Source organism: Methylobacterium sp. J-092 (genome assembly GCF_022829325.1).
GTDB lineage: Bacteria > Pseudomonadota > Alphaproteobacteria > Rhizobiales > Beijerinckiaceae > Methylobacterium.
The window spans coordinates 45,472-68,887 of the sequence record NZ_JAKSXU010000165.1; the positions used below are offsets into that span (position 1 = coordinate 45,472).

The window sequence follows — 23,416 nt, forward strand, 5'->3', positions numbered from 1 at the left end:
GATCGCGGCCGCGGTGCCTGCGTCGATCGCCCTGCCCTGCCGCCCGCCCTACGACTGGCCGGCGATGCGCGACTTCCTCGCCGGCCGGGCGATCCCCGGGATCGAGGCGGTGGGCCCGGATCGTTACGCGCGCACCATCGCCGTCGCAGGGCGAACCGGATCGATAGCGATCACGCCCGGCGGCGATGGGCTCGTCGCGATCGTGACGGGCGTGGCGGAGGCCGAGCTTCCCGGCATCGCGGCCCGGCTCCGGCGCCTGTTCGATTGCGACGCCGACCCGGCGACGATCGGCGCGCATCTCGCGACCGATCCTCGTCTCGCGCCCCTCGTCGCCGCGCGGCCCGGCTTGCGGGTGCCGGGGGCCTGGGACGGGTTCGAGCTCGGCGTCCGCGCGATCCTCGGGCAGCAGGTCTCTGTGGCGGCCGCGACCCGGCTCGCCGGGCGGCTCGTCGCCGAGCTCGGAACGCCCCTCCCGGCCCTCGCCGAACCCGGCCTGACCCATGTCTTCCCGACCGCCGAGCGGGTGGCCGCGGCGGACGTCGCGCAGATCCTGACGATGCCGCGTGCGCGCGGCGCCGCGATCCGGGCGCTCGCGGCGGCGAGCCTCGCCGAGCCCGATCCGTTCGCGCTCGACCAGGACCTCGCCACCGCCGTCGCCCGCCTGACCGCGATCCGCGGGATCGGGCCTTGGACGGCGCAGTACATCGCGATGCGGGCGTTGCGCGCGCCGGACGCGTTTCCGCCCGGGGACGTCGGCCTGCTGCGGGCCCTCGATGGCGGCGCCGGGCGCCCGAGCCCGGCGGAGCTGCTGCTGCGCGCCGAAGGCTGGCGCCCGTACCGCGCCTACGCGGCGTTGCACCTCTGGGCGGTCGATGCGGCGCGGCCGGCGGATTGAAGAGGACGCCGTGCGCGCCCAGGATGCCCGCCGGATTCGAGAGCAAGGGACGGGATGCGGCCCGTGAGCGAGCAGCGCATGACGGGGAGACCGCGCGGGCCGCATCCGGCCCCGATCATCGATGAGGCTGCGATGCCGACGACCGAGGCCACCCGTCCCGATCTCTCAGCGGATGCCATGCGGCGCGAAGCCGTGTCGGCGCGAGACGCGGCGTACGATGGCCGCTTCGTCTACTCGGTCCGCAGCACCGGCGTGTATTGCCGACCGAGCTGCCCGTCGCGCGCGGCGCGTCCCGAGAACGTCGCGTTCCACGCCACCTGCGCCGAGGCCGAGGATGCGGGCTTCCGTCCGTGCAGGCGCTGCCGGCCGAACGAGGCGTCGCCTGATGCGAGGCGCGCCGCGGCGATCGCCGGCGCCTGCCGCCTGATCGACGAGGCCGAATCGCTGCCCGCGCTCGCTGTTCTCGCCCGCGCGGCCGGGATGAGCCCGTTCCACTTCCATCGGGTGTTCAAAGCGACGACCGGCGTGACGCCGAAGGCCTACGGCGAGGCCCGCCGGGCCGAACGGATGGCGAAGACCCTGCCGAGGGCCAGCAGCGTCACGCACGCGGTCTACGAGGCGGGCTACGGGGCGGCGAGCCGCTTCTACGCCGGGGCCGGCGAGCGGCTCGGCATGGCGCCCGCCGCCTACCGCAAGGGTGGGACCGGCGAGACCATCCGCTTCGCGGTCGGCCCGTGCAGCCTCGGCGCGATCCTCGTCGCGGCTACCGCCCGCGGCGTCTGCGCGATCCTGCTCGGCGACGATCCGGACGCGCTGCTGCGCGACCTGGAGGACCGCTTTCCGAACGCGGCGCTCGCAGGCGGCGACGCCGCGTTCGAGGCCCTGGTCGCGCAGGTCGTCGGCCTGGTCGAAGCGCCGGGGCGCCCGGTGGACCTCCCCCTCGACATCGGCGGCACGGCCTTCCAGCAGCGCGTCTGGGACGCCCTGCGCAGGATCCCGGCGGGGACGACCGCGAGCTACGCCGAGATCGCCCGGAGCCTCGGCAGGCCGGCGGCGGTGCGGGCCGTCGCCCGCGCCTGCGGCGCCAACGCCCTCGCCGTCGCGATCCCCTGCCACCGGGTGGTGCGGACGGACGGCGCCCTGTCCGGCTACCGCTGGGGCATCGAGCGCAAGCGCGCATTGCTGACACGCGAGGGGGTGGTGCGGTGAGCGGATAAGCCTCGCGATCGCGTTCGGACTCATCCCTCCCCCTTTCGAGGGAAGGGGTGGCCCGCGAAGCAAGTCGGGAGAGGGAGCGCCGGATTCGGAGAAGCCGCTCCCCCTCTTCCGGCGATCCAGAACCAGGCCCTCTCTACCGACCGAACCGCTCGAACTTCGGGAAGCTCCGGGTCATCAGCGTGCCCGCATCGGTGCGGTGGCCCATCCACTTCTCCAGCACGCCGGCGTTGGCGAGGCGCGGCTGGGGGGAGCCGTCGCGCCAGGGCAGGCCCTCGGCCAGGGCGAAGACGCAGGCGTCGACGAGGGTCGATTGCCGGCAGCGCTGGAGGCGCACGCCCTTGCCGCGCACGAGCTCGGTCAGCTCGGTGATCGGGAAGACCAGCAGCAGCTTGTCGGAACTCGTCACCGCGACGTGGTCGCCCTCGGCCGGCACCAGCAGCACCGCCTTGGCGTCCCCGTCGAGGCCCAGGATGCCCTTGCCCTTGCGGGTGTTGGCAACCAGCCCGTCGGACGGCGCGAGGAAGCCGCGCCCGTCAGAGCCGGCGATCAGCAGGCGGGTCTCGGGGCGATAGGGCAGCGCCGCGACGATCTCGGTGCCGTCGTCGAGGTCGACCATCAGCCGGATCGGATCGCCGAAGCCGCGGCCGCCCGGCAGCTTCGAGGCGTCGAGCGTGAACACCTTGCCGTTCGAGGCCAGCACCAGGATCTTGGCGGTGGTCTCGCTCGGGAAGGCGATCTTGATCTGGTCGTCGCCCTTGAAGGCGACGCCCGACAGGTCGGCGACGTGGCCCTTCAGCGCGCGGATCCAGCCCTTCTCCGAGACGATGACGGTGATCGGCTCGCGCTCGACCATCGCGGCCGTGAAGTCGATGCCCGCAGTGTCGGGCGGGTTCTGCAGCGTCGTGCGGCGGGCGCCGAGCTTGGTGTCGGGCCCGAACGCCTTCTTCACCTGGCGGACCTGCTGGGTGATCGCCTTCCACTGCGCGGCATCCGAGCCGAGCAGCGCCTCGAGCCCGTCCTTCTCGCGCGTCAGGGTCTCCAGCTCGCGCTTCAGCTCCATCTCCTCGAGCTTGCGCAGGGAGCGCAGCCGCGTGTCGAGGATCGCGTTGGCCTGGACCTCGGTCAGCCCGAAATGCGCCATCAGCGCCGGCTTCGGCTCGTCCTCCTCGCGGATGATGCGGATCACCGCGTCGAGGTCGAGGTAGACGATGAGCAGGCCGTTCAAGATCTCGAGCCGGCGCTCGATCTGCCCGAGCCGGTTGCGCGAGCGCCGCTGCAGCACGACGCGGCGATGGTCGAGCCATTCGCGCAAAGCCTCGGCGAGCCCGATGACGCGGGGCACGAGGCCGCCGACCAGCACGTTCATGTTGAGCGGGATCCGGGCTTCCAGCTCGGTCAGCCGGAACAGCGATTCCATCAGGATCACCGGGTCGACGCTGCGCGAGCGCGGCTCCAGCACGACGCGCACGTCCTCGGCCGATTCGTCGCGCACGTCGGCGAGCAGCGGCAGCTTCCTCTCCTGCAGCAGCTCGGCGAGCTTCTCGATCAGCCGCGCCTTCGGGATGCCGTAGGGGATCTCGGTGACCACGATGTTCCAGGTGCCGCGGCCGAGGTCCTCCTTGGTCCAGCGGGCGCGCACGCGAAAGGCGCCGCGGCCGGTGCGGTAGGCTTCGGCGATCGATTCGGCCGAGTCGATCAGGATGCCGCCGGTGGGGAAGTCCGGCCCCTGCACGAAGCTGACGAGCTGCGCCGAGGTCGCCTGCGGGTTGGCGATCAGGTAGAGCGCAGCGTCGCAGAGCTCGGCCGCGTTGTGCGGCGGGATCGAGGTCGCCATGCCGACCGCGATGCCCTGGCTGCCGTTGGCGAGGAGGTTCGGAAACGCCGCCGGCAGGACGGAGGGCTCGTCCTTCTCGCCGTTGTAGGACGGGCGGAAATCGACCGTGTCCTCGTCGAACCCGTCGAGGATCAGCCGCGCGACCTCGGTGAGCCGCGCCTCGGTGTAGCGGTAGGCGGCCGGGCCGTCGCCATCGATGTTGCCGAAGTTGCCCTGGCCGTCGACCAGCGGATAGCGCTGCGCGAAGTCCTGGCTCAGCCGAACCAGCGCGTCGTAGATCGCCTGATCGCCGTGCGGGTGGAAGTCGCCCATCACGTCGCCGACGATCTTGGCGCACTTCTTGTGCGCGGTGTTCGGATCGAGCCGAAGCAGCCGCATGCCGTAGAGGATGCGGCGGTGCACCGGCTTGAGCCCGTCGCGGGCATCGGGCAGCGCCCGGTGCATGATCGTGGAAAGCGCATAGGCGAGGTAGCGCTCTTCCAGCGCGGACTTCAGCTCGACGCTCTCGATGCCGTCCCCGGTCGGCGGCTCGAAGGGCTGGCCCATCACGGCTCCGTTCTCAGATGTTTCATGTGGAACATAACACGAACATCACGGCGCGGCATCCAGGCCGGCCGCGACGAATCGTGAGCGTTCCTCGGGGACGGGCAGCGCCCGCGGACCCCAGATGTGCTGGGTGAGGAAGTAGCCGGTCAAGGTAAACCCATTCCGCACGTCGTCCGGGCCCTCCAACCGCCCGCCGTCGCGCAGGAAGGCCGGCAGCGCCAGCAGGCGGTCGCGGTAGGGCTCCCCGGCCGAGGCGCTGACGGCGCGCCCGCTCTTCGGCGAGACGTAGATCAGGGCGTCGTTCCCGCCTGTGGCGGCGCAGGCGCCGAGATCGAGGCCGAAGCCGAGCTCGGCCAGGATCGCCAGCTCGAACCGCACCATCAGCACCGGGGCGATCGTGCGGTCGTCCAGGTGGCCGATCAGGACCCGGGCCGCCTCGAACATCTCGGGATGCGGATCGCGCTCGGGCAGCAGGCGCAGGAGGGCGGCGAGGTGGCCGACGCCGTAGAGCGCCAGGCCGGAGCCGATCAGCCGCGACAGGGCCGATTCGAGCGGCTCGACCGCGAAGGCGCCGAGGCCGTCGTCGAGCCGCGCGCGCCAGGTCGCGCGGACCAGGTTCCCGGGCTGCAGCACCGGCTGCAACCGGCGCGAACGCCCGCCATGGACGAGGCCGAGATGACGCCCGTGCGCGCGGGTCATCGCCTCGAGGACGACGCCGGTCTCGCCCTGCCTGCGCACGCCGAGCACGAGCGCGTCATCCGTCCACTGCATCCGCCGTACATAGGCGTTTTTGGTGTGCGGCGTGAGGGTGCGTGTTTCCTAGGACTGAAAGCCGCGGTAGCTTCGGGCATTGGGAGAGGTTGCGGGGATTGGATGCTGGTGCGGAATTCGATCTCGGGACCCGCTGCGCGTCCCACTCGGCGGGCATTTCGACGGTCCGCGCCCATCCTCGCCATCACCGTGATCCTCACCGGTTGCATAGGGCGCGGCGAGGCGCCCTCCCCCGCCGCCCAGGCGTCGTCAAAACCCGTCCGCGAGCGCATCGCCGCCCTCGCCCTGCGGCAGGTCGCGTTCGGGTCGGTCTCGCTGCTGCCGGTGCGGTTCGAATCGAGCCGGATCGCCGGGCCGTTCGAGGATGGCGGGCGCACGCTCTACTGCGTCTCGAGCCACATGAAGGGTCGCACCTTCGGCAAGGGCGAGCGACCCAAGGTCGTGATCCGCGAGGACAAGGCGGCGAACGCGCTCACGGCGATCGACGACGACGAGGTCTGCCAGGGCCACCGCACAGAGCCGTTCCCGGAGCTGGAGACCGTGGGCAACGCGAAGGCCGGCACCATCGGGGGCTGATCCGGGTTGTTCCGGCCCCGTCCTTGCTCCCCCGGACCGATGCGAAACACGCCGCTCGCCCTCTCCCTCGACCTGATCGCCCGCGCCCACGCCGTTCCCGTCGCCGACGACGAGAGCGCGCTGCAGGTGATGACCGACGAGGAGCTGAAGCCCGGCCTCGACGCGATCATCGAGCAGCGCGGCGGCGCCGGCGACCTCTGGGTGTTCGCCTACGGCTCGCTGATGTGGCGGCCGGAATTCGCCTTCGCCGAGAGCCGGATCGGCACGGTGCGCGGCTTCCACCGGCGCTTCTGCCTGCTGCAACGGCGCTTTCGCGGCACGCCGGAGCGGCCCGGCTTCGTGCTCGCGCTGGACCGCGGCGGCTCGTGCCGGGGCGTCGCGTTCCGCTTGGCCGGAACCAACCTGCGCGAGACGCTGATGCCGGTCTGGCGCCGCGAGATGCGCGGGCGCGGCTACGTCGCGCGCTGGCTGCCGGTCGCGACGGAGGCCGGAACGGTCTCGGCGCTGACCTTTCTCGTGAACCGCGCGAGCGACCGCTATTCCGGTCGCCTGACGGAGGCCGAGATCGCTGACCGGATCGCGGTCGCGTCCGGGCATCTCGGGCCGAGCGCCGAGTACCTGTTTCGCACGGTCGAGGCCTGCGAGGCACTCGGCATCCGCGACCGGCACCTCTGGAACCTGCAGGCCCTGGTCGCCGCCCGCCTGGATCTCGGCCATCCAATCTCGGGCGGCGCACCGGGATAGGCTCGCGGCGGCGAGAGCGGACGCCTCCATCGATGCGGCCTCAGACCCAGGCGCGCTTCAGCGCCGTCACGACGCGGCCGCCGCCATGCTCCGCATCCGGGTTGCGCAACTCGCGCAAGCCCGGCGCCCGGCCCGTCGTCAGGTAGACGACCACCGTCAGCGCCAGCACCACCTTCGTCCGCATCGACCCCGTCCCGCTTGGTTAAGCGAGGCTGTGTAGGATCGGTCGGTTTTGAGGAGGTTGCGCCGGCGCACATCGAGCCGGCTGCGACGGCGTTTACCGGCGAACATGGTTTGCGAAGGATGAAGGCGGCCCTTGCGGCCTAATTCACCTCCACCTGGATCACGCCCGGCACGGCGCGCAGCATCCCCGCGATCTGCGGGGTGGCCTGGTACTTGTCGCGCAGCTTGATCTCGACCTCGCGCTCGCCGCCGTCCAGCAGCAGGATCAACGAGACCTCGCCCTCGCCGCGCATGGCGAGGCGCTGCTGCACGGCGCCGATCGGGCCCTCGTCGCGCAGGTAGATCCGCATGCCCTTCTGGTAACGCGCCACCGCCGCGTCGAGCGGCTCGGCGGCGAGGATCCGGGCGCGCACGTCCTCGCCCTCGAGGTTGGCCTGGAGCTGGAGAACCAGCGGCTGGCCGGGTTCCAGGATCTCGCGGTAATGCCCGAGGCCTTCGGAGAAGATGATCGCCTCGAAATGCCCGGTCTGGTCCGAGAGCGTGACGATGCCGAGCTTGTTGCCGGTCTTGGTGCGGCGCTCGGAACGGTCGAGCACCGAGGCCGCGACCTTGCCGACGCTCGAGGTGCCGGCGCGAACCGAGCGGCAGAACTCGGCCCAGCTCTGCACCCGGAGCTTGCCCAACAGGTCCTGATACTCGTCGAGCGGGTGCCCCGAGACGAAGAAGCCGATCGCGTCGTACTCGCGCTTGAGCTTCTCGGCCATCGGCCAGCCCTCGTAGGCCGGGATGCGCAAGCTCACGTCGGTGGAGGTGACGCCGCCGAACATGTCGGCGATGCCGGCGCTCTCGGCTTCGGCCGCGCCCTGCGCCAGCTTCATCATCGGCTCGACCGCGGCGCAGGCCTTGGCGCGGTCCGGCTCGATGTCGTCCATCGCGCCGGCGGCGACCAGGCTCTCGAGCGTGCGCTTGTTGACGTGGCGCGGGTTGAGCCGGCGGGCGAGGCAGGCGAGATCCTTGAACGGGCGCTCGCCGCGCGCCTCGACGATCGACTTCACCGCCTCGCGCCCGACGCCCTTGATCGCGGCGAGCGCGTAGCGGATGCGCCCGACGCCATTATCGTCGACATGGACCTCGAAGGTGACGCCGGAGGTGTTGATCGAGGGCGGCTCGACGACGATCTTGAGCCGCTGCGCGTCCTGGCGGAATTCGGCGAGCTTGTCGGTGTTGTCCATGTCGAGATTCATCACGGCGGCGAGGAACTCGACCGGATGGTTCGCCTTCAGGTAGGCGGTCTGGTAGGTCAGCAGGGCGTAGGCCGCCGCGTGGCTCTTGTTGAAGCCGTAATCGGCGAACTTGGCCAGCAGGTCGAAGATCTCGTTAGCCTTCGGCTTGGTCAGCCCGCGCTCGACGCAGCCTTTCACGAAGCGGTCGCGCTGGGCGTCCATCTCGGCGCGGATCTTCTTGCCCATGGCGCGCCGGAGCATGTCGGCCTCGCCGAGCGAGTAGCCGGCCAGGAGCTTGGCGATCTCCATCACCTGCTCCTGGTAGACGATGATGCCGAAGGTCTCCTTCAGCGCCGGCTCCAGCTTGGGATGCGGGTACCACGCCGCCTCGTTGCCGGCGTCGCGACCGAGCTTGCGCTCGCAATAGACCGGGATGTTGGCCATCGGGCCCGGCCGGTAGAGGGCGACGAGCGCGATGATGTCCTCGAAGCGGTCGGCCTGCATCTCGCAGAGCGCCTTGCGCATGCCGGCCGATTCCACCTGGAACACGCCGACCGTCTCGCCCCGGCCCATCGGCTGGTAGGTCTCGGGCTGATCGAGCGGCAGCGCCGCGAGGTCGATCTCGATGCCGCGCTGCTTGAGCAGGTCCGTGCAGCACCTGAGCATCGTCAGCGTCTTGAGGCCGAGGAAGTCGAACTTCACCAGGCCCGCGGCCTCGACCCACTTCATGTTGAACTGGGTCACCCGCATCCCGGTCTTCGGGTCGCGGTAGAGCGGCACCAGCTGCTCCAGCGGCCGGTCGCCGATGACCACGCCGGCCGCGTGGGTCGAGGCGTGGCGGTGCAGGCCCTCGAGCTTCTTGGCGATCTCCATGAGGCGAGCCACGATCGGCTCCTCCTCGATCGCCTGCTGCAGCTTCGGCTCGCCCTCGATCGCCTGGACCAGGGTCACGGGATTGGCCGGGTTCTGCGGCACCAGCTTGGTCAGCTTGTCGACCTGCCCGTAGGGCATCTCGAGCACGCGGCCGACGTCGCGCAGCACCCCGCGCGCCTGCAGCGTGCCGAAGGTGATGATCTGCGCCACCTGCTCGTGGCCGTAGCGCTCCTGCACGTACTGGATCACGCGCTCGCGCCCCTCGACGCAGAAGTCGATGTCGAAGTCCGGCATCGAGACGCGCTCGGGGTTGAGGAAGCGCTCGAACAGCAGGCCGAAGCGCAGCGGGTCGAGGTCGGTGATCAGCAGCGCGTAGGCGACGAGCGAGCCCGCGCCCGAGCCGCGGCCCGGGCCGACGGGGATGTCGTGGTCCTTGGCCCACTTGATGAAGTCGGAGACGATCAGGAAGTAGCCCGGGAACTTCATCCCGACGATGACGTCGAGCTCGAAGGCCAGGCGGTCGCGGTAGGCCTGCTCGGTGAAGCCCTCGCACGGCCCGTGCTGCCTCAGGCGCAGGGCGAGGCCGGCCTCGGCCTGGCGGCGCAGCTCGGTCGGCTCGTCGGCCGCGACCTCCACCGGCACCGAGGGCGCCGCGTCGGCGAGCGCGTCCTGCATCGGCGCGGCACCGCCCGCCGCCACCCGCGAAAAGTTCGGCAGGATCGGCTTGCGGGTGCGGACGCGGACCGCGCAGCGCATCGCGATCTCGACCGTCGCCTGCAGGGCGTCCGGCAGGTCGGCGAACAGCTCGGCCATCTCGGCCCGGGTCTTGAAGCCGTGGCGCGCGGTGAGCTTGCGGCGGCGGTCGTCGGAGACGACGCGCCCGTCGGCGATCGCGAGCAGGGCGTCGTGGGCGTCGTAATCGCCCGCCTTGCCGAAGAACGGCTCGTTGGCGGCGGCGATCGACAGGCCGTCGCGGTCGGCCATGCGCAGCAGCTCGGCCTCGATCCGACCCTCGTCGTCAAGGCCGTGGCGCTGGAGCTCGACGTAGAGTCGGCTCTCGCCGAAGGTGGTGCGCAGGGCGGCGAGCCGCGCCTCGGCGAGGTCGGGGCGGCCGGCGCGCAGCGCCGCGTCGAGCGGGCCGGTGAAGCCGCCGGTGAGCGCGATCAGGCCCGCCGACGATTCGGCGAGCGCCGCGGCGCTCACGCAGGGCGCCTCGCCGAGCCCGGTGTCGAAGTAGGCGCGGCTCGCCAGCCGCAGCAGGTTGCCGTAGCCGGTCTCGTCCTGCGCCAGCACGACGAGGCTGCCGGCGGGCCGCGCCACCCGTGCCATCGGGTCGACGGCCTCGAACGCCACCGAGAGCTGCATCCCGGCGATCGGCTGGATGCCGCTGCCGGCGGCCTTCTCGGAAAACTCGAGCGCGCCGAACAGATTATTGGTGTCGGTCAGCGCCAGCGCCGGCTGGTGGTCGGCCAGAGCCGACTTGACGATGTCGCCCACCTTGAGGGCGCCCTCGAGCAGGGAATAGGACGAGTGGACGTGGAGGTGGACGAATCCGACCTCCTTGAGCTGGCGCGCCATGACGGTCCTTGTGCGGGTGCCCCAGAGATCCGTCCTTCGGCCGCCGGAGTCGATGGCCGGCAGGCCGCGATCGCCGATATCCACCGCCGATGTGGCGTTTCGGACGCGCGGCCTGCGACCGATTATCCTGTGCACGGGTGGTCCGGCCGCCCGCGCCGAAGGCATCCCTCAACGGATCGGGGCCAAGGCTACCGCCCAACCCGCCACCGCGACCGCGAGCAGCCCGAAGGCCATGAACTCCGCGACGCCGACCAGAACCATCCGCTTGAGCATGTCGGGCACTCCGTTTCGATGACCCTACTTCGTTCCTGTTTTGTTCCGTGTAAAGCGCGGGCGTCGGCGACCTGCCGATAGGGTTGACGAAACGTGAAGCCCGAAGCGCTTCATCGCGGCCGGACTCCTCGGGCGAGATCACCGACCTCGGGCATGGTCCTGCGAACGCCGGGCGGGGGATGGCGTCCGTCGCCCCGCTCCGCCCGCGGCACCCTACAGGTGAAGGAGGCAGGCGAGCAGGAAGAAGCTTTCGACGAGGAGCACCAGGAAGACGATCGTCGTCACGGCGGGATCCCAACCGACGAGGGAGCGCGCTGTGATCGGCTCGGACACGACAGGCACTCCGCTTTCTGGGGGCGCGGCGGCTCCTCGCGGCATGGAAGCCTGACGCGCGGCCGCGACGAAGAGCACCTTCGCCGGGAGGTCGGGGGACGTTGACCGGCGAAGGTGCCGCCGGAGGAGAAACGCTGTCCCGGCCCGCCGTGAATGCCATCGATCGGACGGGCGAGCCTTCACGCACGTTAAGTCTTCTACAGATTTTCCAAACGTCGATCTGCAGCAGTTCCGGCGTCACAGCGAGCGAATGCTTGCCTCTGTACCAAGCGGAGCCTTCGTTCGACAGCACGGAGCGGCCGCGCCGTCGAAGCGCCGATCGCCGTGGGAACGTCGGTTCAAGGTTTCGGTACGCCGGGCGGTCGGAGACGGGAGCGCCGATCTGTCAGGGCCGGCCGGGTTGGGGCTTGTGGCCCGATTCGAAGCGGGAGTACGCTCGGACCGCCCAGCCACGCGACGACGTCGGCGGGCTCAGGGAGTGGAACATTGGATTTTTCCCCGTCCTCGATGCAGGAGCGCTGGCTCAAGCGCGTGCGCGACTTCATGGCCGCCGAGGTCTATCCGGCGCTCGACGCCGTGAAGGCCGAGACGGTACAGTCCGTGCCCGACCGCTGGGCGCCCTCCGCGGCGATCGAGGGCCTGAAGGCGAAGGCGCGCGCCGCGGGCCTGTGGAACTTGTTCCTGCCGCCCTCGCCCGAGCACGACACCGATGCGTTCCACGGCGCCGGGCTGACGAATCTCGACTACGCGCGCTGCGCCGAGGAGATGGGCCGGGTGGCCTGGGCCTCGGAAGTATTCAACTGCTCGGCCCCCGACACCGGCAACATGGAGGTGCTGCACCGCTACGGCAGCCCGATGCACAAGGAGCGCTGGCTCAAGCCGCTGATGGCGGGCGAAATCCGCTCCGCCTTCCTGATGACCGAGCCCGAGGTCGCCTCGTCGGACGCGACCAACATCGCGACCTCGATCCGCCGCGACGGCGACCATTACGTGATCAACGGCCGCAAGTGGTGGTCGACCGGCGTCGGCGACCGGCGCTGCAAGGTCGCGATCGTGATGGGCAAGACCGACCCCGACGCCCCGCGCCACCAACAGCAATCGCAGATCTTCGTGCCCCTCGACGCGCCCGGCGTCGAGATCAAGCGCCTGCTCTCGGTGTTCGGTTACGACGAGGCCCCGCACGGCCACGCCGAGGTCACCTTACGCGACGTGCGCGTGCCGGCCGAGAACCTGATCCTCGGCGAGGGCCGCGGCTTCGAGATCGCGCAGGGGCGCCTCGGCCCGGGCCGAATCCACCACTGCATGCGCACGATCGGCGCGGCCGAGGCCGCCCTCGAGGCGATGGTGCGGCGCCTGCTCGCGCGCACCGCCTTCGGCAAGCGGCTAGCCGACCAGTCGGTGTGGGAGCAGCGCGTCGCCGAGGCCCGCATCGACATCGAGATGACGCGCCTGCTCTGCCTGAAGGCGGCGGACATGATGGACAAGGTCGGCGCCAAGGCGGCCAAGCTCGAGATCGCGATGATCAAGGTCGCCGCCCCGCGCATCGCGCTGAAGGTGCTCGACGACGCGATCCAGGCCCATGGCGGCGCCGGCGTCTCCGACGACTTCGACCTCGCCCGCACCTACGCCCACATCCGCACCCTGCGGCTCGCCGACGGGCCGGACGAGGTCCACAACCGCTCGATCGCCCGCCTCGAATTCGCCCGCCACAGCAAAGCGGGTCCCGCCGCGTGAGCGGGACGGGGGATTCCGCCTTCGCCGGCACCAAGCCGGTCGACCCGCGCCACCGGATCGACGAGGGCGCCCTGTCGGCCTGGATGGCGGAGCACGTCGCCGAGTTCGACGGCCCGCTGACGCTGCGCCAGTTCAAGGGCGGCCAGTCGAACCCGACCTACCGGATCGAGACCCCGGGGGGCGCCTACGTGCTGCGGCGCAAGCCCTTCGGCCCGCTGCTGCCCTCGGCCCACGCGGTCGAGCGCGAGTACCGCCTGATCCGCGCACTGCACGACACCGGCTTCCCGGTGCCGCGGGCGGACGCCCTGTGCGAGGATGCCGGCGTGATCGGCGCGGCCTTCTACGTGATGGAGGCGGTCGAGGGTGCCGTGCACTGGAATGCGGCCCTGCCCGAGCTGCCGCCGGCCGAGCGGCGCGACGTCTACGCGGGCATGATCACGACCCTCGCCCGCCTGCACCGGGCCGACCCCACCGCGATCGGGCTCGGCGATTACGGCCGGCCGGGCAACTACTTCGCCCGCCAGGTCGACCGCTGGACCAAGCAGTACCGCGCCGCCGAAGGCGACCGGCTCGAGGCGGCCGAGCGGCTGATCGCCTGGCTGCCGCGGACCGTGCCGGAGCAGGACCGGGTCTCGATCGTCCACGGCGACTTCCGCCTCGACAACATGATCTTCGCCCATGGCCGGGTCGCCGCGGTGCTGGACTGGGAGCTGTCGACGCTGGGCGATCCGCTCGCCGACTTTAGCTACCTTCTGATGCACTGGGTGCTGCCGGCGGACGGCCGCAGCGCGCTCGGCGGGCTCGATCTCCCCGCGCTCGGCATCCCGACGCAGGACGAGGCGGTGGCGCTCTACTGCCGCGAGACCGGTCGCGACGGCCTGCCCGACCTGAACTGGTACTTCGCCTACAACCTGTTCCGCCTCGTCGGCATCCTCCAGGGCATCGCCGGCCGGATGAAGGCCGGCACCGCCGCGAGCGAGCACGCCGCCGACATGGCCGCCCGCGTGCCGAAGCTCGCCGACGCCGCCTGGTCGTTCGCCGTGAAAGCCGGGGCCTGACCGCGATGGCGCGCGTCGTCGTGGTGACGGGCGCAGCCCAGGGCATCGGCCGGGCGTTGTGCGAGCGCTTCGCCGCCGACGGCGCCACGGTGATCGCCGCCGACGTCGACGCGGCGGGCGCCGCCGAGACCGCGGCGCGCATCGGCGGCGTCGCCGCGACCTGCGACGTCGGCGCGGCCGAGAGCGTTGCCGACCTCGTCGCGCGGACGATCCGGGAGCACGGGCCGGTCGACGTCTATTGCTCGAATGCCGGCATCCTGCTGCGCGACCCCGATCCCGAGAATGCGGCCTCCGCGCCCGATGCCGACTGGGCGCGCGCCTGGGCGGTCAACGTGATGGGCCACGTCCACGCCGCCCGCGCGCTGCTGCCGGATTGGATCGCCCGACGCGCGGGGACCTTCCTCGCCACGGTCTCGGCGGCCGGCCTGCTCAGCCAGATCGGCAGCGCGACCTATTCCACCACCAAGCACGCCGCCCTCGGCTTCTGCGAGCACCTCGCGATCACCCATCGCGACCATGGCATCCGCGTCGCCGCGCTCTGCCCGCAGGGGGTCGACACCGCGATGGTGCGCGGCGCCTCGGCGCGCGAGCCGGCGCTCCTCGACGGGCTGCTCAGCCCCGAAGCGGTGGCGGAGGCGGCGTTCGCCGGCCTCGCCGAGGGCCGCTTCCTGATCCTGCCGCACCCGCAGGTCGCCGGTTACGTGCGCCGCAAGGCCGACGACCACGACCGCTGGATCGGCGGCATGGCCAAGCTCAGACGCGCGAGAGGATGATCCGATGTCGCTGTTCGATCTCACCGGCAAGGTCGCCGTCATCACCGGCTCGTCCCGCGGGATCGGGCGCGCCATCGCGCTCCGCATGGCCGAGCAGGGCGCGCGGGTGGTGGTGTCGTCGCGCAAGCGCGAGGCCTGCGACGCGGTCGTCGCCGAGATCGAGGCGGCGCACGGCGCCGGCCGCGCCATCGCGGTGCCGGCCAGCATCTCGGTGAAGGAGGACCTCGTCCGTTTGATCGGCGAGACCAACGACCGTTTCGGCGCGGTCGACACGCTGGTCTGCAACGCTGCGAGCAACCCGTATTACGGGCCGCTGGCCGACATCAAGGACGAGCAGTTCGCCAAGATCCTGTCGAACAACATCGTCTCGAACCACTGGCTGATCCAGCTGGTGGCGCCGGCGATGATCGCCCGGCGCGACGGCGCGATCGTCATCGTCTCCTCGATCGGCGGCCTCAAGGGCTCGCCGGTGATCGGCGCCTACAACGTCTCGAAGGCGGCCGACATGCAGCTCGCGCGGAACTACGCGGTCGAGTACGGCCCGCACAACGTCCGGGTGAACTGCATCTGCCCCGGCCTCGTCCGCACCGACTTCGCCCGCGCCTTGTGGGAGGACCCGAAGGTCCTGGAATCCGCGACCTCGCTCGCGCCTTTGCGCCGCATCGGCGAACCCGACGAGATCGCCGGTGCGGCGATCTTCCTCGCCTCCGCCGCGGGGCGGTTCACGACGGGCCAGGCCATCGTGGTGGACGGCGGCGTGACGATCGCCAGCGGGGCGATCGGGTAGACGCCGCGCTTTTCTGACACAGCGGTCGATCGTCTGTCCAAGCCTCGGATCTGAACGCTGCGACCACCGCGCATCCCCTCGCCCCGCCCGCGGGGAGAGGGCTGCGACGACCCCGTCGTCGGCGCGGCGAGGCGGCGGCCGACGGTGAGGGCGCGTCGAACGAGGAGCCTAACCCCGGCAACGCCCCCTCACCTCCGCTTCGGCTTCGCCTGCGCTTCCCGGCCACACGACGGGGTGCAGCCGGGCCTCTCCCCGCGCGCGGGGAGAGGGGACCCGCGCCTCCCCAAAATTGTTGGCGTGGGTGTCGCTGCCGAGGACCCCTTCTTCAGGCCGTATTCCGCGCCGCCCTGTCGTACTGCGCGAAGCTCCCGCCCTCGGCGACCAGCTTCTCCAGCAGGGAAGAGGGCGCGAATTCCGGCCCGTGCTCCGCCTCGAAGGTCTTCATCCGGTCGAGGATCTTGCCGAGGCCGATGCCGTCGGCCCAGTGCATCGGGCCGCCGGTGTAGACCGGCCAGCCGTAGCCGTTGATCCATACCGTATCGATGTCGGAGGCGCGCAAAGCCTTGCCCTCCTCGAGGATCTTCGCGCCCTCGTTCACCATCGGATAGAGGCAGCGCTCCAGGATCTCCTGGTCGGTGACGGTGCGGCGGGCGATGCCCTTGCGCTCGGAGACGTCGCGGATCACCGCCTCGACCGCATCCGAGGGCGAGGGCTTCCGGTTCTCGTCGTAATCGTAGAAGCCGCGGCCGGTCTTCTGCCCCCGGCGGTCCTGCTCGCACAGGATGTCGCGCACGCTCTCGCCCTTCGAGGTCTCCGCCGACCAGCCGATGTCGAGGCCGGCCAGATCGCTCATCGCGAACGGCCCCATCGGCAGGCCGACGCCCTCCACCACCCGGTCGACGTCCTGCGGCAGAGCGCCTTCGAGGATCAGCTTGTTCGCCTCGCGCTGGCGCTGCTCCAGCATGCGGTTGCCGACGAAGCCGTGGCAGACGCCGACCAGCACCGCGACCTTGCCGATGCGGCGCCCGAGCGCCATCGCGGTGGCGATCACGTCGGGCGCGGTCTCGGCGCCGCGCACCACCTCGAGCAGGCACATGACGTTGGCCGGCGAGAAGAAGTGCATCCCGATCACGTCCTGCGGCCGCCGGGTCATGCCGGCGATCACGTCGATGTCGAGGTAGGAGGTGTTGGAGGCGAGGATCGCGCCGGGCTTGGCGATGGCGTCGAGCGTCCGGAAGATCGTGCGCTTGAGGTCCATGTCCTCGAACGCCGCCTCGATGATCAGGTCGCAGCCGGCCAGGTCCGCGAAGTCGAGGCTGTCGGTCAGCAGCGCCATGCGGGTCTCGACGTCGGCGGCGGTGATGCGCCCCTTCTTCGCCGAGCCGTCGTAGTTCCGGCGGATCGTCTTCAGCCCACGCTCCAACGCCTCGGCCTTGGCCTCGACGATCGTCACCGGGATGCCGGCGTTGAGGAAGTTCATGCTGATGCCGCCGCCCATGGTCCCGGCGCCAATGATGCCGACGCGGGCGACCGGGCGGGTCGGGACGTCCTTGCCGAGGCCCGGGATCTTGGCGGCCTCACGCTCGGCGAAGAAGACGTGGCGCTGGGCGATCGACTGCGCGCCGTGCATCAGCCGCTCGAAGGTCTCGCGCTCGAAGACGATGCCCTCCGCGAACGGCCTGTTGCAGGCCGCCTCGACGCAGCGGATGCAGGCCTCGGGCGCCTCGAAGCCGCGGAACTTCTTGGCGTTCGCCTTGCGGAAGGCGTCGAACAGGGCGGGGTCGTCGCGCCCTTCCGCGATGCGGTCGTCGCGGTCGCGGATGCGGGGCGAGGCCTGTCCCTCGGCGAGGATGCGCTCGGCGAAGGCGGTCGCGTCGGCGACCAGCGTGTCCGCGCCGGTCAGCGCATCGAGCAAGCCCATCGCGTGCGCGGCCTTCGCGCCGACGGGCTGGCCCGAGGTGATGATCTCCAGGGCCTTCTGCGGGCCGACCACGCGGGGCAGGCGCTGCGTGCCGCCCGCGCCGGGGACGAGGCCGAGCTTCACCTCCGGCAGGCCGAGCTTCGCCGAGGGCGTCGCCACGCGGTGGTGGCAGGCCAGCGCCAGCTCGAGCCCGCCGCCGAGCGCCTGCCCGTGAATCGCCGCGACCACCGGCTTGAACGAGGTCTCGACGATGTCGAGCAGCTCGCCGAGCCCCATGCCGCGGGGCGGCTTGCCGAACTCGGTGATGTCGGCGCCGCCGGAGAACAGCTTGCCCGAGCCGGTGAGCACGATTGCCCCGACCTCCGCATCCGCCCCGGCTTCCGCGATCCGGTCGCGCAGGCCCTCGCGGACGGCCGCGCCGAGCGCGTTCACCGGCGGCGAGGCGAGCGTGATGACGGCGACGCGGCCGTCGCGGCGGAGGGTGGTCGGGGTGTCGGTCATGCTGGCTTCCTCATCGTGCGCCGCGTCCGGCCGGGTCCGGCCGTCGGCGGTTTTCGAGATCGGGGTTCGGTCGCACGGGCCGGCGTCAGCCCGCGACGATGCCGCGCGTCCGCAGGTCGGCGATATGCTTCGAATCGAGGCCGAGTTCCGCGAGCAGCGCGCGCGTGTGCTCGCCGAGGCCCGGCGGCGGCCGGCGCACCGGGGGACGGGCTCCGTCGAGGCGGTAGGGCGGCGCGAGGACGGGCGATCGTCCCGCATGCAGCATGTGCGCTTCGGCCGTCCGATCGGAACGGAACGCCTCGTGCAGGCCGGCGACCTCGCCGCAGGGAATGCCTGCGTCCCGGAGCGCTGCGATCAGCGTCGCCCGCGGGATGCGCGCGAGCTCGCGGTCGATCTCGGGCGCGAGCCGGTCGCGGTGGCGCGAGCGGCCGAGGTTGGTCGCGTAGTCCGGATCGGCCGCGAGGTCCTCCCGGCCGATCACCGTGCAGAAGCGGCGGTACTGGCCGTTGTTGCCGACGGTGATGACCAGGGGGCCGTCGGCCGCCTCGAACACGCCGTAGGGCACGATCGCCGGATGCGCGTTGCCGACCCGCTCGGGATCGCGCCCGAGCGCGAGCGCCGCGAGGCCGACATAGGAGGTCAGGCTGAGGCCGGAATCGTAGAGCGCCATCTCGACGTGGCGGCCGCGCCCGGTGCGGTGGCGCTGAAGGAGCGCCGCGAGCACCGCCTGGGCCGCATACTGGCCGGTGAACAGATCGACCGCCGCGACGCCGAACTTCAGCGGAGGCTCGTCCGGGCGGCCGTTCAGCGCCATGAGACCCGCCTCGCCCTGCACCACGAGGTCGTAGCCCGGGCGTTCCGCCTCCGGCCCGTCGCCGACGTAGCCGGCGACCGAGCAGTAGATCAGCCCCGGGTTCTCCGCCGACAGGCGGTCGTAGCCGAGCCCGAGCCTGTCGGCGCCGCCCCGCTTGAAGTTCTGGATCAGCACGTCGCAGCCGGCCGCGATCCTTCGTGCCAGCGCCGCACCCTCCTCGGACGCCAGGTCGAGGCCGAGCGAGCGCTTGTTGCGGTTCACGCTGTCGAAATACGTCGTGTTGCCGGGGCTCGTGGCGACGCCCCAGTCGCGGGTGTCGTCGCCGCGGGTCGGATGCTCGACCTTGATCACGTCGGCGCCGAGGTCGCCCAGCACCTGCCCGCACCAGGGCCCGGCGAGCACCCGCGACAGGTCGAGGACGCGGATGCCCGCCAGCGGCAGGTCCGGTTCCGTCGTCGGCTCCATCGGCTCCTCCTGGCCCCGTATCCGGCACGTCTGCGGCGCCGCTCGACACCGGTCCGCCCATTCCGTTTTCGAAAAACCGGTATGTTCGGTTGACACCGCCCGGCATCGGCATAGATCGAATTTCGCAATCATGGAACAGCGGCCCGCACGAGGCCGCGTCTGGGAGGTTGGCGTGTCGCATCAGGCGATCCGGGAGACCGAGCCGACGGCGGAGCCGCGGGCACAGGCCTGGGCGCGCCATTTCCCGAATGCCTGCGACTGGGACGGCCCGGTCGAGATCGGCACCATCCCGGACCTGCTGGCGGCGGGCGTCGCCGCGGCGAAGGGCCCGGCCTTCGATTTCCGCGGACGCGCGATCGGCTTTCCCGAATTCGCCGACCACGTCGAGGCGGTCGCCGCCGGCCTGATCGATCGCGGGCTGACGCCCGACGCCACGATCGGCCTCCACCTGCCGAACACCCCGTTCCACCCGGTCGCCTTCTTCGCGGCGGCTCGGGCCGGCCTGCGGGTGGTGCACCTGTCCGGTCTCGATGCGCCGCGCGAGCTCGCGCACAAGCTCGGCACCACCCGCGCGCGCGTCCTCGTCACCACCAACCTCCCGGGCTTCCTGCCGGTGGCGCTGAAGCTCTTCGACGAGGGCGCCGTCGATACCCTGCTCGTCGGCGACGACGCGGAATGGGGCGCCTCGACGGTGTCCGAGCCGCTGCCGATCCCCGAGCGCCCGGGCGTCGTGACCCTGTCGGCCCTGCGCCGGGCACCGCGTCCGGCGGCCTGGCCGCAGCGCAAGCCCTCCGACGTGATGCTGCTGCAGTTCACCGGCGGCACCACCGGGCTGCCGAAGGCGGCGATGCTGACCCACGGCAACCTGACGGCTTCCGTCTCGATGTACCGGCTCTGGACCGACGACGGGGACGAGGGCGAGGCCTCGGCCCGCACCGTCTGCGTGCTGCCGCTCTTCCACATCTACGCGCTGACGACGGTGCTGCTGCGCGGCATCCGCGGCGGCACCCAGATCCTGCTGCGCCAGCGCTTCGACCTGGACGAGATCATCGCCGACATCGAGGTCCGCCGCGCCACGGCGCTGCCGGGCGTGCCGACGATGTGGTTCGCGCTGCTGAACCGCCCCGGCATCGAGGCGGTGGACTTCTCGTCGCTGCGGTCGTGCATGAGTGGCGGCGCGCCCCTGCCCTTCGACGTGATGAGCCGCCTCAGCCGGCTGATGGGCGTGAACCTCGCCGTCGGCTGGGGCATGACCGAGACCGCGCCGGCGGGCACCCGCCTGCCGCGGGCGGGGGAGCGCCGCCCCGGCGTGATCGGCATTCCGCTGAAGGGCGTCGACATGCGCGTCGTCTCCCTCGACGAACCGTCGGTGGAGGTGCCGACGGGCGAGACCGGCGAGATCGCGATCCGCGGGCCGAACGTCTTCGTCGGCTACTTCGAGCAACCCGACGCCACCGCGGACGCGTTCCGCGACGGCTGGTTCCTCACCGGGGACATCGGGCGGGTGGACGAGAACGGCCTGTTCGACCTGGTCGACCGGCGCAAGAACATGATCATCTCCGGCGGCTACAACGTCTATCCGGTGCAGATCGAGAGCGCGATCTACGAGCACCCGGCCGTCGCCGAGACGATCGTCATCGGCGTGCCCTGCGCGTACCGCGGGCAGGCGGCCAAGGCCTTCGTCACCCTGAAGCCCGGCGCCGAGCGCTTCAGCCTCGAGGCGCTCAACGACTTTCTCGGCAGCCGCATCGGCCGCCACGAGATCCCGCGGGCGCTCGAGTTCCGGGACGCCCTGCCCCGCAGCCCGGCGGGCAAGCTGCTCGCCAGCGTGCTCGTCGCCGAAGAGCGCGCGAAGACCGGAGCCGACCCCGCATGACCGACGCCGTCATCGTCTCGACCGCCCGCACGCCGATCGGCAAGGCGTTCCGCGGCGCGCTGAACCGCACCGACGGCGCCGATCTCGGCGCGCACGCGATCCGCGCCGCGGTCGAGCGCGCGCGCGTCGAGCCGAGCGAGGTCGAGGAGGTGGTCCTCGGCTGCGGCTACCCGGAGAACGCCACGGGCGGCAACGTCGCGCGGCACGCGAGCCTCGTCGCCGGCATCCCGGTCGGGTCGGCCGGCGTGACCGTGTCGCGGTTCTGCGCCTCGGGCCTGGAGGCGATCGCCAGCGCCGCCCGCCGCGTCATCCTCGACGGCGTCCCTGTGGCGGTGGCCGGGGGCCTCGAATCGATCAGCCTTGTGCAGCCGAAGGTGCAGAAGGAGCTGACCCGGAACGATTGGCTGCTGGCGCACCTGCCGGCGATCTACATGCCGATGATCGAGACCGCCGACATCGTCGCCGGGCGCTACGGCATCTCGCGCGAGGCGCAGGATGCGTTCGCGCTCGAAAGCCAGCGCCGCACCGCGGCGGCGCAGGAGCGGGGCCTGTTCGACGACGAGATCGTGCCGATCTCCGCAATGATGTTGGTCACCGACAAGGCCACGGGCGAGACCCGCACCGTCGAGACCCGGCTCGCCAAGGACGAGGGCAACCGCCCCGACACGACGCTGGAAGGCTTGGCCAAGCTCAAGCCCGTGCGCGGCGAGCACGCGTTCGTCACCGCCGGCAACGCCAGCCAGCTCTCGGACGGCGCGTCCGCCTGCGTGGTGATGTCGGGGGCGGAGGCGGCGCGGCGCGGTTTGGCCCCGCTCGGCAGCTTCCGCGGGTTCGCCTCGGCCGGCTGCGGCCCCGACGAGATGGGCATCGGCCCGGTCTTCGCCGTGCCGCGCCTGCTGGAACGCCACGGGCTCAAGGTCGCCGACATCGACCTGTGGGAGCTGAACGAGGCCTTCGCCAGCCAGTCGCTCTATTGCCGCGACACGCTCGGGATCGATCCCGAGCGGGTCAACGTCAACGGCGGCGCGATCAGCGTCGGCCACCCCTTCGGCATGAGCGGCGCCCGCCTCGTCGGCCACGCCCTGCTCGAGGGCCGCCGGCGCAAGGCGCGCTACGCCGTCGTCACCATGTGCGTGGCCGGCGGCATGGGCTGCGCCGGCCTCTTCGAGATCGCCGCCTAGCGATCCGCGACGATCAGGAGACACCGATGGACCTGCGCTACACCGCCGACGAGATCGCGTTCCGCGACGAGGTCCGCAGCTTCTGCCGCGAGAAGATCCCGGCCGAGATCCGGCGCAAGGTCTCGGAAGGCCGCGGCCTGGGCAAGGACGACGTCGTCACGTCCCAGCGCATCCTGAACGCGCGCGGCTGGGCCGTGCCGCACTGGCCCAAGGAATGGGGCGGCCAGGATTGGACGCCGATCCAGCGCTACATCTACACCGAGGAGCTGCTGCAGGCGGCGGTGCCGCTGCCGCAGCAGTTCAACTGCTACATGTTCGGCCCGGTGCTCGCGACCTTCGGCAACCAGGAGCAGAAGCAGCGCTTCCTCGCGCGGGCGGCCAATCTCGACGATTGGTGGTGCCAGGGCTTCTCCGAGCCCGGCGCCGGCTCCGACCTCGCCTCGCTCAAGACCAAGGCGGTGCGGGACGGCGACCACTACGTCGTCGACGGGCAGAAGACCTGGACGACGCTGGGCCAGCATGCCGACTGGATCTTCTGCCTCGTGCGCACCGACATGGAGGCGAAGAAGCAGCGCGGCATTTCCTTCCTCGTGATGGACATGACGTCGCCCGGCATCACCGTGCGCCCGATCATCACCCTGGAGGGGCGCCACGAGGTCAACGAGGTGTTCTTCGATTCCGTGCGCGTGCCGGTCGAGAACCTGATCGGCGAGGAGAACAGGGGCTGGGACTACGCGAAATTTCTGCTTGCCAACGAGCGCACCGGCATCGCCCGCATCGGCCTGACCAAGGAGCGCATCCAGCGCATCAAGCGCCTCGCCAAGGAGATGCCCTCCGGCGCCGGCTCGATGTGGGACGACGGCGATTTCCGCGGACGGGTCGCCGAGGTCGAGATCGAGCTGAAGGCGCTGGAGATCACCCAGATGCGGGTCGCGGCCAAGCAGGGCCGCGCCGATTCGGTGCAGCCCGACCCGGCCTCCTCGCTCCTGAAGATCCGCGGCTCGCAGCTGCAGCAGGCGGCGACCGAGCTGCTGGTGGAGCTCGCCGGCCCGTTCTCGCTCGCCGCGCCCCAGCGCGGCGCCGGCGCCAACAACCCGCCCGGCGGCTTCGACTGGGTCGACGCGGCCGCGCCGAGCTACTTCAACAACCGCAAGGTCTCGATCTACGGCGGCTCGAACGAGATCCAGCACAACGTCATTGCCAAGGGCATCTTGGGCTTGTGAGACCTCCCGCAGGACGCACTGCGCCGCCCTCTCCCG

General features: G+C 71.4%; 17 protein-coding genes. 11 read left to right on the plus strand and 6 right to left on the minus strand.

Translation table 11 applies throughout. The features are described from left to right. The first annotated feature begins 13 nt into the window (after positions 1 to 13). Positions 14 to 895: an AlkA N-terminal domain-containing protein gene (locus tag MKK60_RS19585; RefSeq protein ID WP_313901136.1), complete on the plus strand. Its 882-nt coding sequence runs from the start codon at positions 14 to 16 to the stop codon at positions 893 to 895. Between the two features lie 132 nt (positions 896 to 1,027). Further along, entirely contained in the window at positions 1,028 to 2,104 is a 1,077-nt protein-coding gene (ada, locus tag MKK60_RS19590) for a bifunctional DNA-binding transcriptional regulator/O6-methylguanine-DNA methyltransferase Ada (RefSeq protein WP_243988262.1), read from the plus strand. A 142-nt stretch (positions 2,105 to 2,246) separates the two neighbouring features. Here ada and parC read toward each other — a convergent pair whose 3' ends face one another. Continuing rightward, positions 2,247 to 4,493, minus strand: coding sequence for a DNA topoisomerase IV subunit A (gene parC, locus MKK60_RS19595; RefSeq protein WP_147727509.1), 2,247 nt, complete (start codon positions 4,491 to 4,493; stop codon positions 2,247 to 2,249). A gap of 45 nt (positions 4,494 to 4,538) precedes the next feature. Next, entirely contained in the window at positions 4,539 to 5,264 is a 726-nt protein-coding gene (gene recO / locus MKK60_RS19600; RefSeq protein ID WP_147727508.1) for a DNA repair protein RecO, read from the minus strand. A gap of 102 nt (positions 5,265 to 5,366) precedes the next feature. On the opposite strand from recO, the gene MKK60_RS19605 reads away from it, so the two are divergent. After that, a complete protein-coding gene (locus tag MKK60_RS19605; protein WP_147727507.1) occupies positions 5,367 to 5,840 on the plus strand; it encodes a hypothetical protein in 474 nt (157 codons plus the stop codon). 39 nt (positions 5,841 to 5,879) lie between these two features. Continuing rightward, positions 5,880 to 6,584 carry a gamma-glutamylcyclotransferase gene (locus tag MKK60_RS19610; RefSeq protein WP_147727506.1) on the plus strand — a complete coding sequence of 235 codons (705 nt, stop codon included), beginning with the start codon at positions 5,880 to 5,882 and terminating at the stop codon, positions 6,582 to 6,584. 40 nt (positions 6,585 to 6,624) lie between these two features. On the opposite strand, the gene MKK60_RS19615 is transcribed toward MKK60_RS19610, so the two are convergent. Further along, on the minus strand, positions 6,625 to 6,768 hold the full coding sequence (locus tag MKK60_RS19615) for a hypothetical protein (protein WP_187274632.1): 144 nt from the start codon (positions 6,766 to 6,768) through the stop codon (positions 6,625 to 6,627). A gap of 139 nt (positions 6,769 to 6,907) precedes the next feature. After that, positions 6,908 to 10,441 carry a DNA polymerase III subunit alpha gene (gene dnaE, locus MKK60_RS19620; RefSeq protein WP_243988263.1) on the minus strand — a complete coding sequence of 1,178 codons (3,534 nt, stop codon included), beginning with the start codon at positions 10,439 to 10,441 and terminating at the stop codon, positions 6,908 to 6,910. A gap of 1,092 nt (positions 10,442 to 11,533) precedes the next feature. Between dnaE and MKK60_RS19625 the strand changes: the two genes are divergently transcribed. The 4 genes from MKK60_RS19625 to MKK60_RS19640 are packed head-to-tail and all read left to right on the plus strand — an operon-like array spanning position 11,534 to position 15,399. Next, on the plus strand, positions 11,534 to 12,781 hold the full coding sequence (locus MKK60_RS19625; RefSeq protein ID WP_243988264.1) for an acyl-CoA dehydrogenase family protein: 1,248 nt from the start codon (positions 11,534 to 11,536) through the stop codon (positions 12,779 to 12,781). After that, on the plus strand, positions 12,778 to 13,839 hold the full coding sequence (locus MKK60_RS19630) for a phosphotransferase family protein (RefSeq protein ID WP_243988265.1): 1,062 nt from the start codon (positions 12,778 to 12,780) through the stop codon (positions 13,837 to 13,839). Before MKK60_RS19625 ends, MKK60_RS19630 begins: the two co-directional genes overlap by 4 nt. Next, positions 13,836 to 14,612, plus strand: coding sequence for an SDR family oxidoreductase (locus MKK60_RS19635; protein WP_409567427.1), 777 nt, complete (start codon positions 13,836 to 13,838; stop codon positions 14,610 to 14,612). Before MKK60_RS19630 ends, MKK60_RS19635 begins: the two co-directional genes overlap by 4 nt. 4 nt (positions 14,613 to 14,616) lie before the next feature. Next, complete coding sequence (locus MKK60_RS19640) at positions 14,617 to 15,399, plus strand: SDR family NAD(P)-dependent oxidoreductase (protein ID WP_243988267.1); 783 nt, start codon at positions 14,617 to 14,619, stop codon at positions 15,397 to 15,399. A 325-nt stretch (positions 15,400 to 15,724) separates the two neighbouring features. On the opposite strand, the gene MKK60_RS19645 is transcribed toward MKK60_RS19640, so the two are convergent. Both MKK60_RS19645 and MKK60_RS19650 read right to left on the minus strand, forming a co-directional pair. Next, on the minus strand, positions 15,725 to 17,821 hold the full coding sequence (locus tag MKK60_RS19645) for a 3-hydroxyacyl-CoA dehydrogenase NAD-binding domain-containing protein (protein WP_243988268.1): 2,097 nt from the start codon (positions 17,819 to 17,821) through the stop codon (positions 15,725 to 15,727). Positions 17,822 to 17,906: 85 nt separating this feature from the next. Further along, positions 17,907 to 19,100 (minus strand): CaiB/BaiF CoA transferase family protein, encoded by a 1,194-nt coding sequence (locus tag MKK60_RS19650; RefSeq protein WP_243988269.1) that lies wholly within the window; start codon positions 19,098 to 19,100, stop codon positions 17,907 to 17,909. 187 nt (positions 19,101 to 19,287) lie between these two features. Between MKK60_RS19650 and MKK60_RS19655 the strand changes: the two genes are divergently transcribed. Genes MKK60_RS19655 through MKK60_RS19665 form a run of 3 tightly spaced genes read left to right on the plus strand, consistent with a single transcriptional unit; the run spans position 19,288 to position 23,380 of the window. Continuing rightward, a complete protein-coding gene (locus MKK60_RS19655; protein ID WP_409567428.1) occupies positions 19,288 to 20,976 on the plus strand; it encodes an AMP-binding protein in 1,689 nt (562 codons plus the stop codon). Further along, positions 20,973 to 22,157 (plus strand): acetyl-CoA C-acyltransferase, encoded by a 1,185-nt coding sequence (locus MKK60_RS19660; RefSeq protein WP_243988271.1) that lies wholly within the window; start codon positions 20,973 to 20,975, stop codon positions 22,155 to 22,157. Before MKK60_RS19655 ends, MKK60_RS19660 begins: the two co-directional genes overlap by 4 nt. A gap of 26 nt (positions 22,158 to 22,183) precedes the next feature. Further along, positions 22,184 to 23,380, plus strand: a complete 1,197-nt coding sequence (locus MKK60_RS19665; RefSeq protein ID WP_147726369.1) for an acyl-CoA dehydrogenase family protein — start codon at positions 22,184 to 22,186, stop codon at positions 23,378 to 23,380. The last annotated feature ends 36 nt before the right edge of the window (positions 23,381 to 23,416 follow it).

Bases quoted from the DNA above. Each gene is read 5' to 3' on its own strand.
- ada (WP_243988262.1), top strand. From the start codon at position 1,028: ATGCCGACGACCGAGGCCACCCGTCCCGATCTCTCAGCGGATGCCATG.
- parC (WP_147727509.1), bottom strand. From the start codon at position 4,493: ATGGGCCAGCCCTTCGAGCCGCCGACCGGGGACGGCATCGAGAGCGTC.
- recO (WP_147727508.1), bottom strand. From the start codon at position 5,264: ATGCAGTGGACGGATGACGCGCTCGTGCTCGGCGTGCGCAGGCAGGGC.
- MKK60_RS19605 (WP_147727507.1), top strand. From the start codon at position 5,367: ATGCTGGTGCGGAATTCGATCTCGGGACCCGCTGCGCGTCCCACTCGG.
- MKK60_RS19610 (WP_147727506.1), top strand. From the start codon at position 5,880: ATGCGAAACACGCCGCTCGCCCTCTCCCTCGACCTGATCGCCCGCGCC.
- MKK60_RS19615 (WP_187274632.1), bottom strand. From the start codon at position 6,768: ATGCGGACGAAGGTGGTGCTGGCGCTGACGGTGGTCGTCTACCTGACG.
- dnaE (WP_243988263.1), bottom strand. From the start codon at position 10,441: ATGGCGCGCCAGCTCAAGGAGGTCGGATTCGTCCACCTCCACGTCCAC.
- MKK60_RS19640 (WP_243988267.1), top strand. From the start codon at position 14,617: ATGTCGCTGTTCGATCTCACCGGCAAGGTCGCCGTCATCACCGGCTCG.
- MKK60_RS19645 (WP_243988268.1), bottom strand. From the start codon at position 17,821: ATGACCGACACCCCGACCACCCTCCGCCGCGACGGCCGCGTCGCCGTC.
- MKK60_RS19650 (WP_243988269.1), bottom strand. From the start codon at position 19,100: ATGGAGCCGACGACGGAACCGGACCTGCCGCTGGCGGGCATCCGCGTC.
- MKK60_RS19660 (WP_243988271.1), top strand. From the start codon at position 20,973: ATGACCGACGCCGTCATCGTCTCGACCGCCCGCACGCCGATCGGCAAG.
- MKK60_RS19665 (WP_147726369.1), top strand. From the start codon at position 22,184: ATGGACCTGCGCTACACCGCCGACGAGATCGCGTTCCGCGACGAGGTC.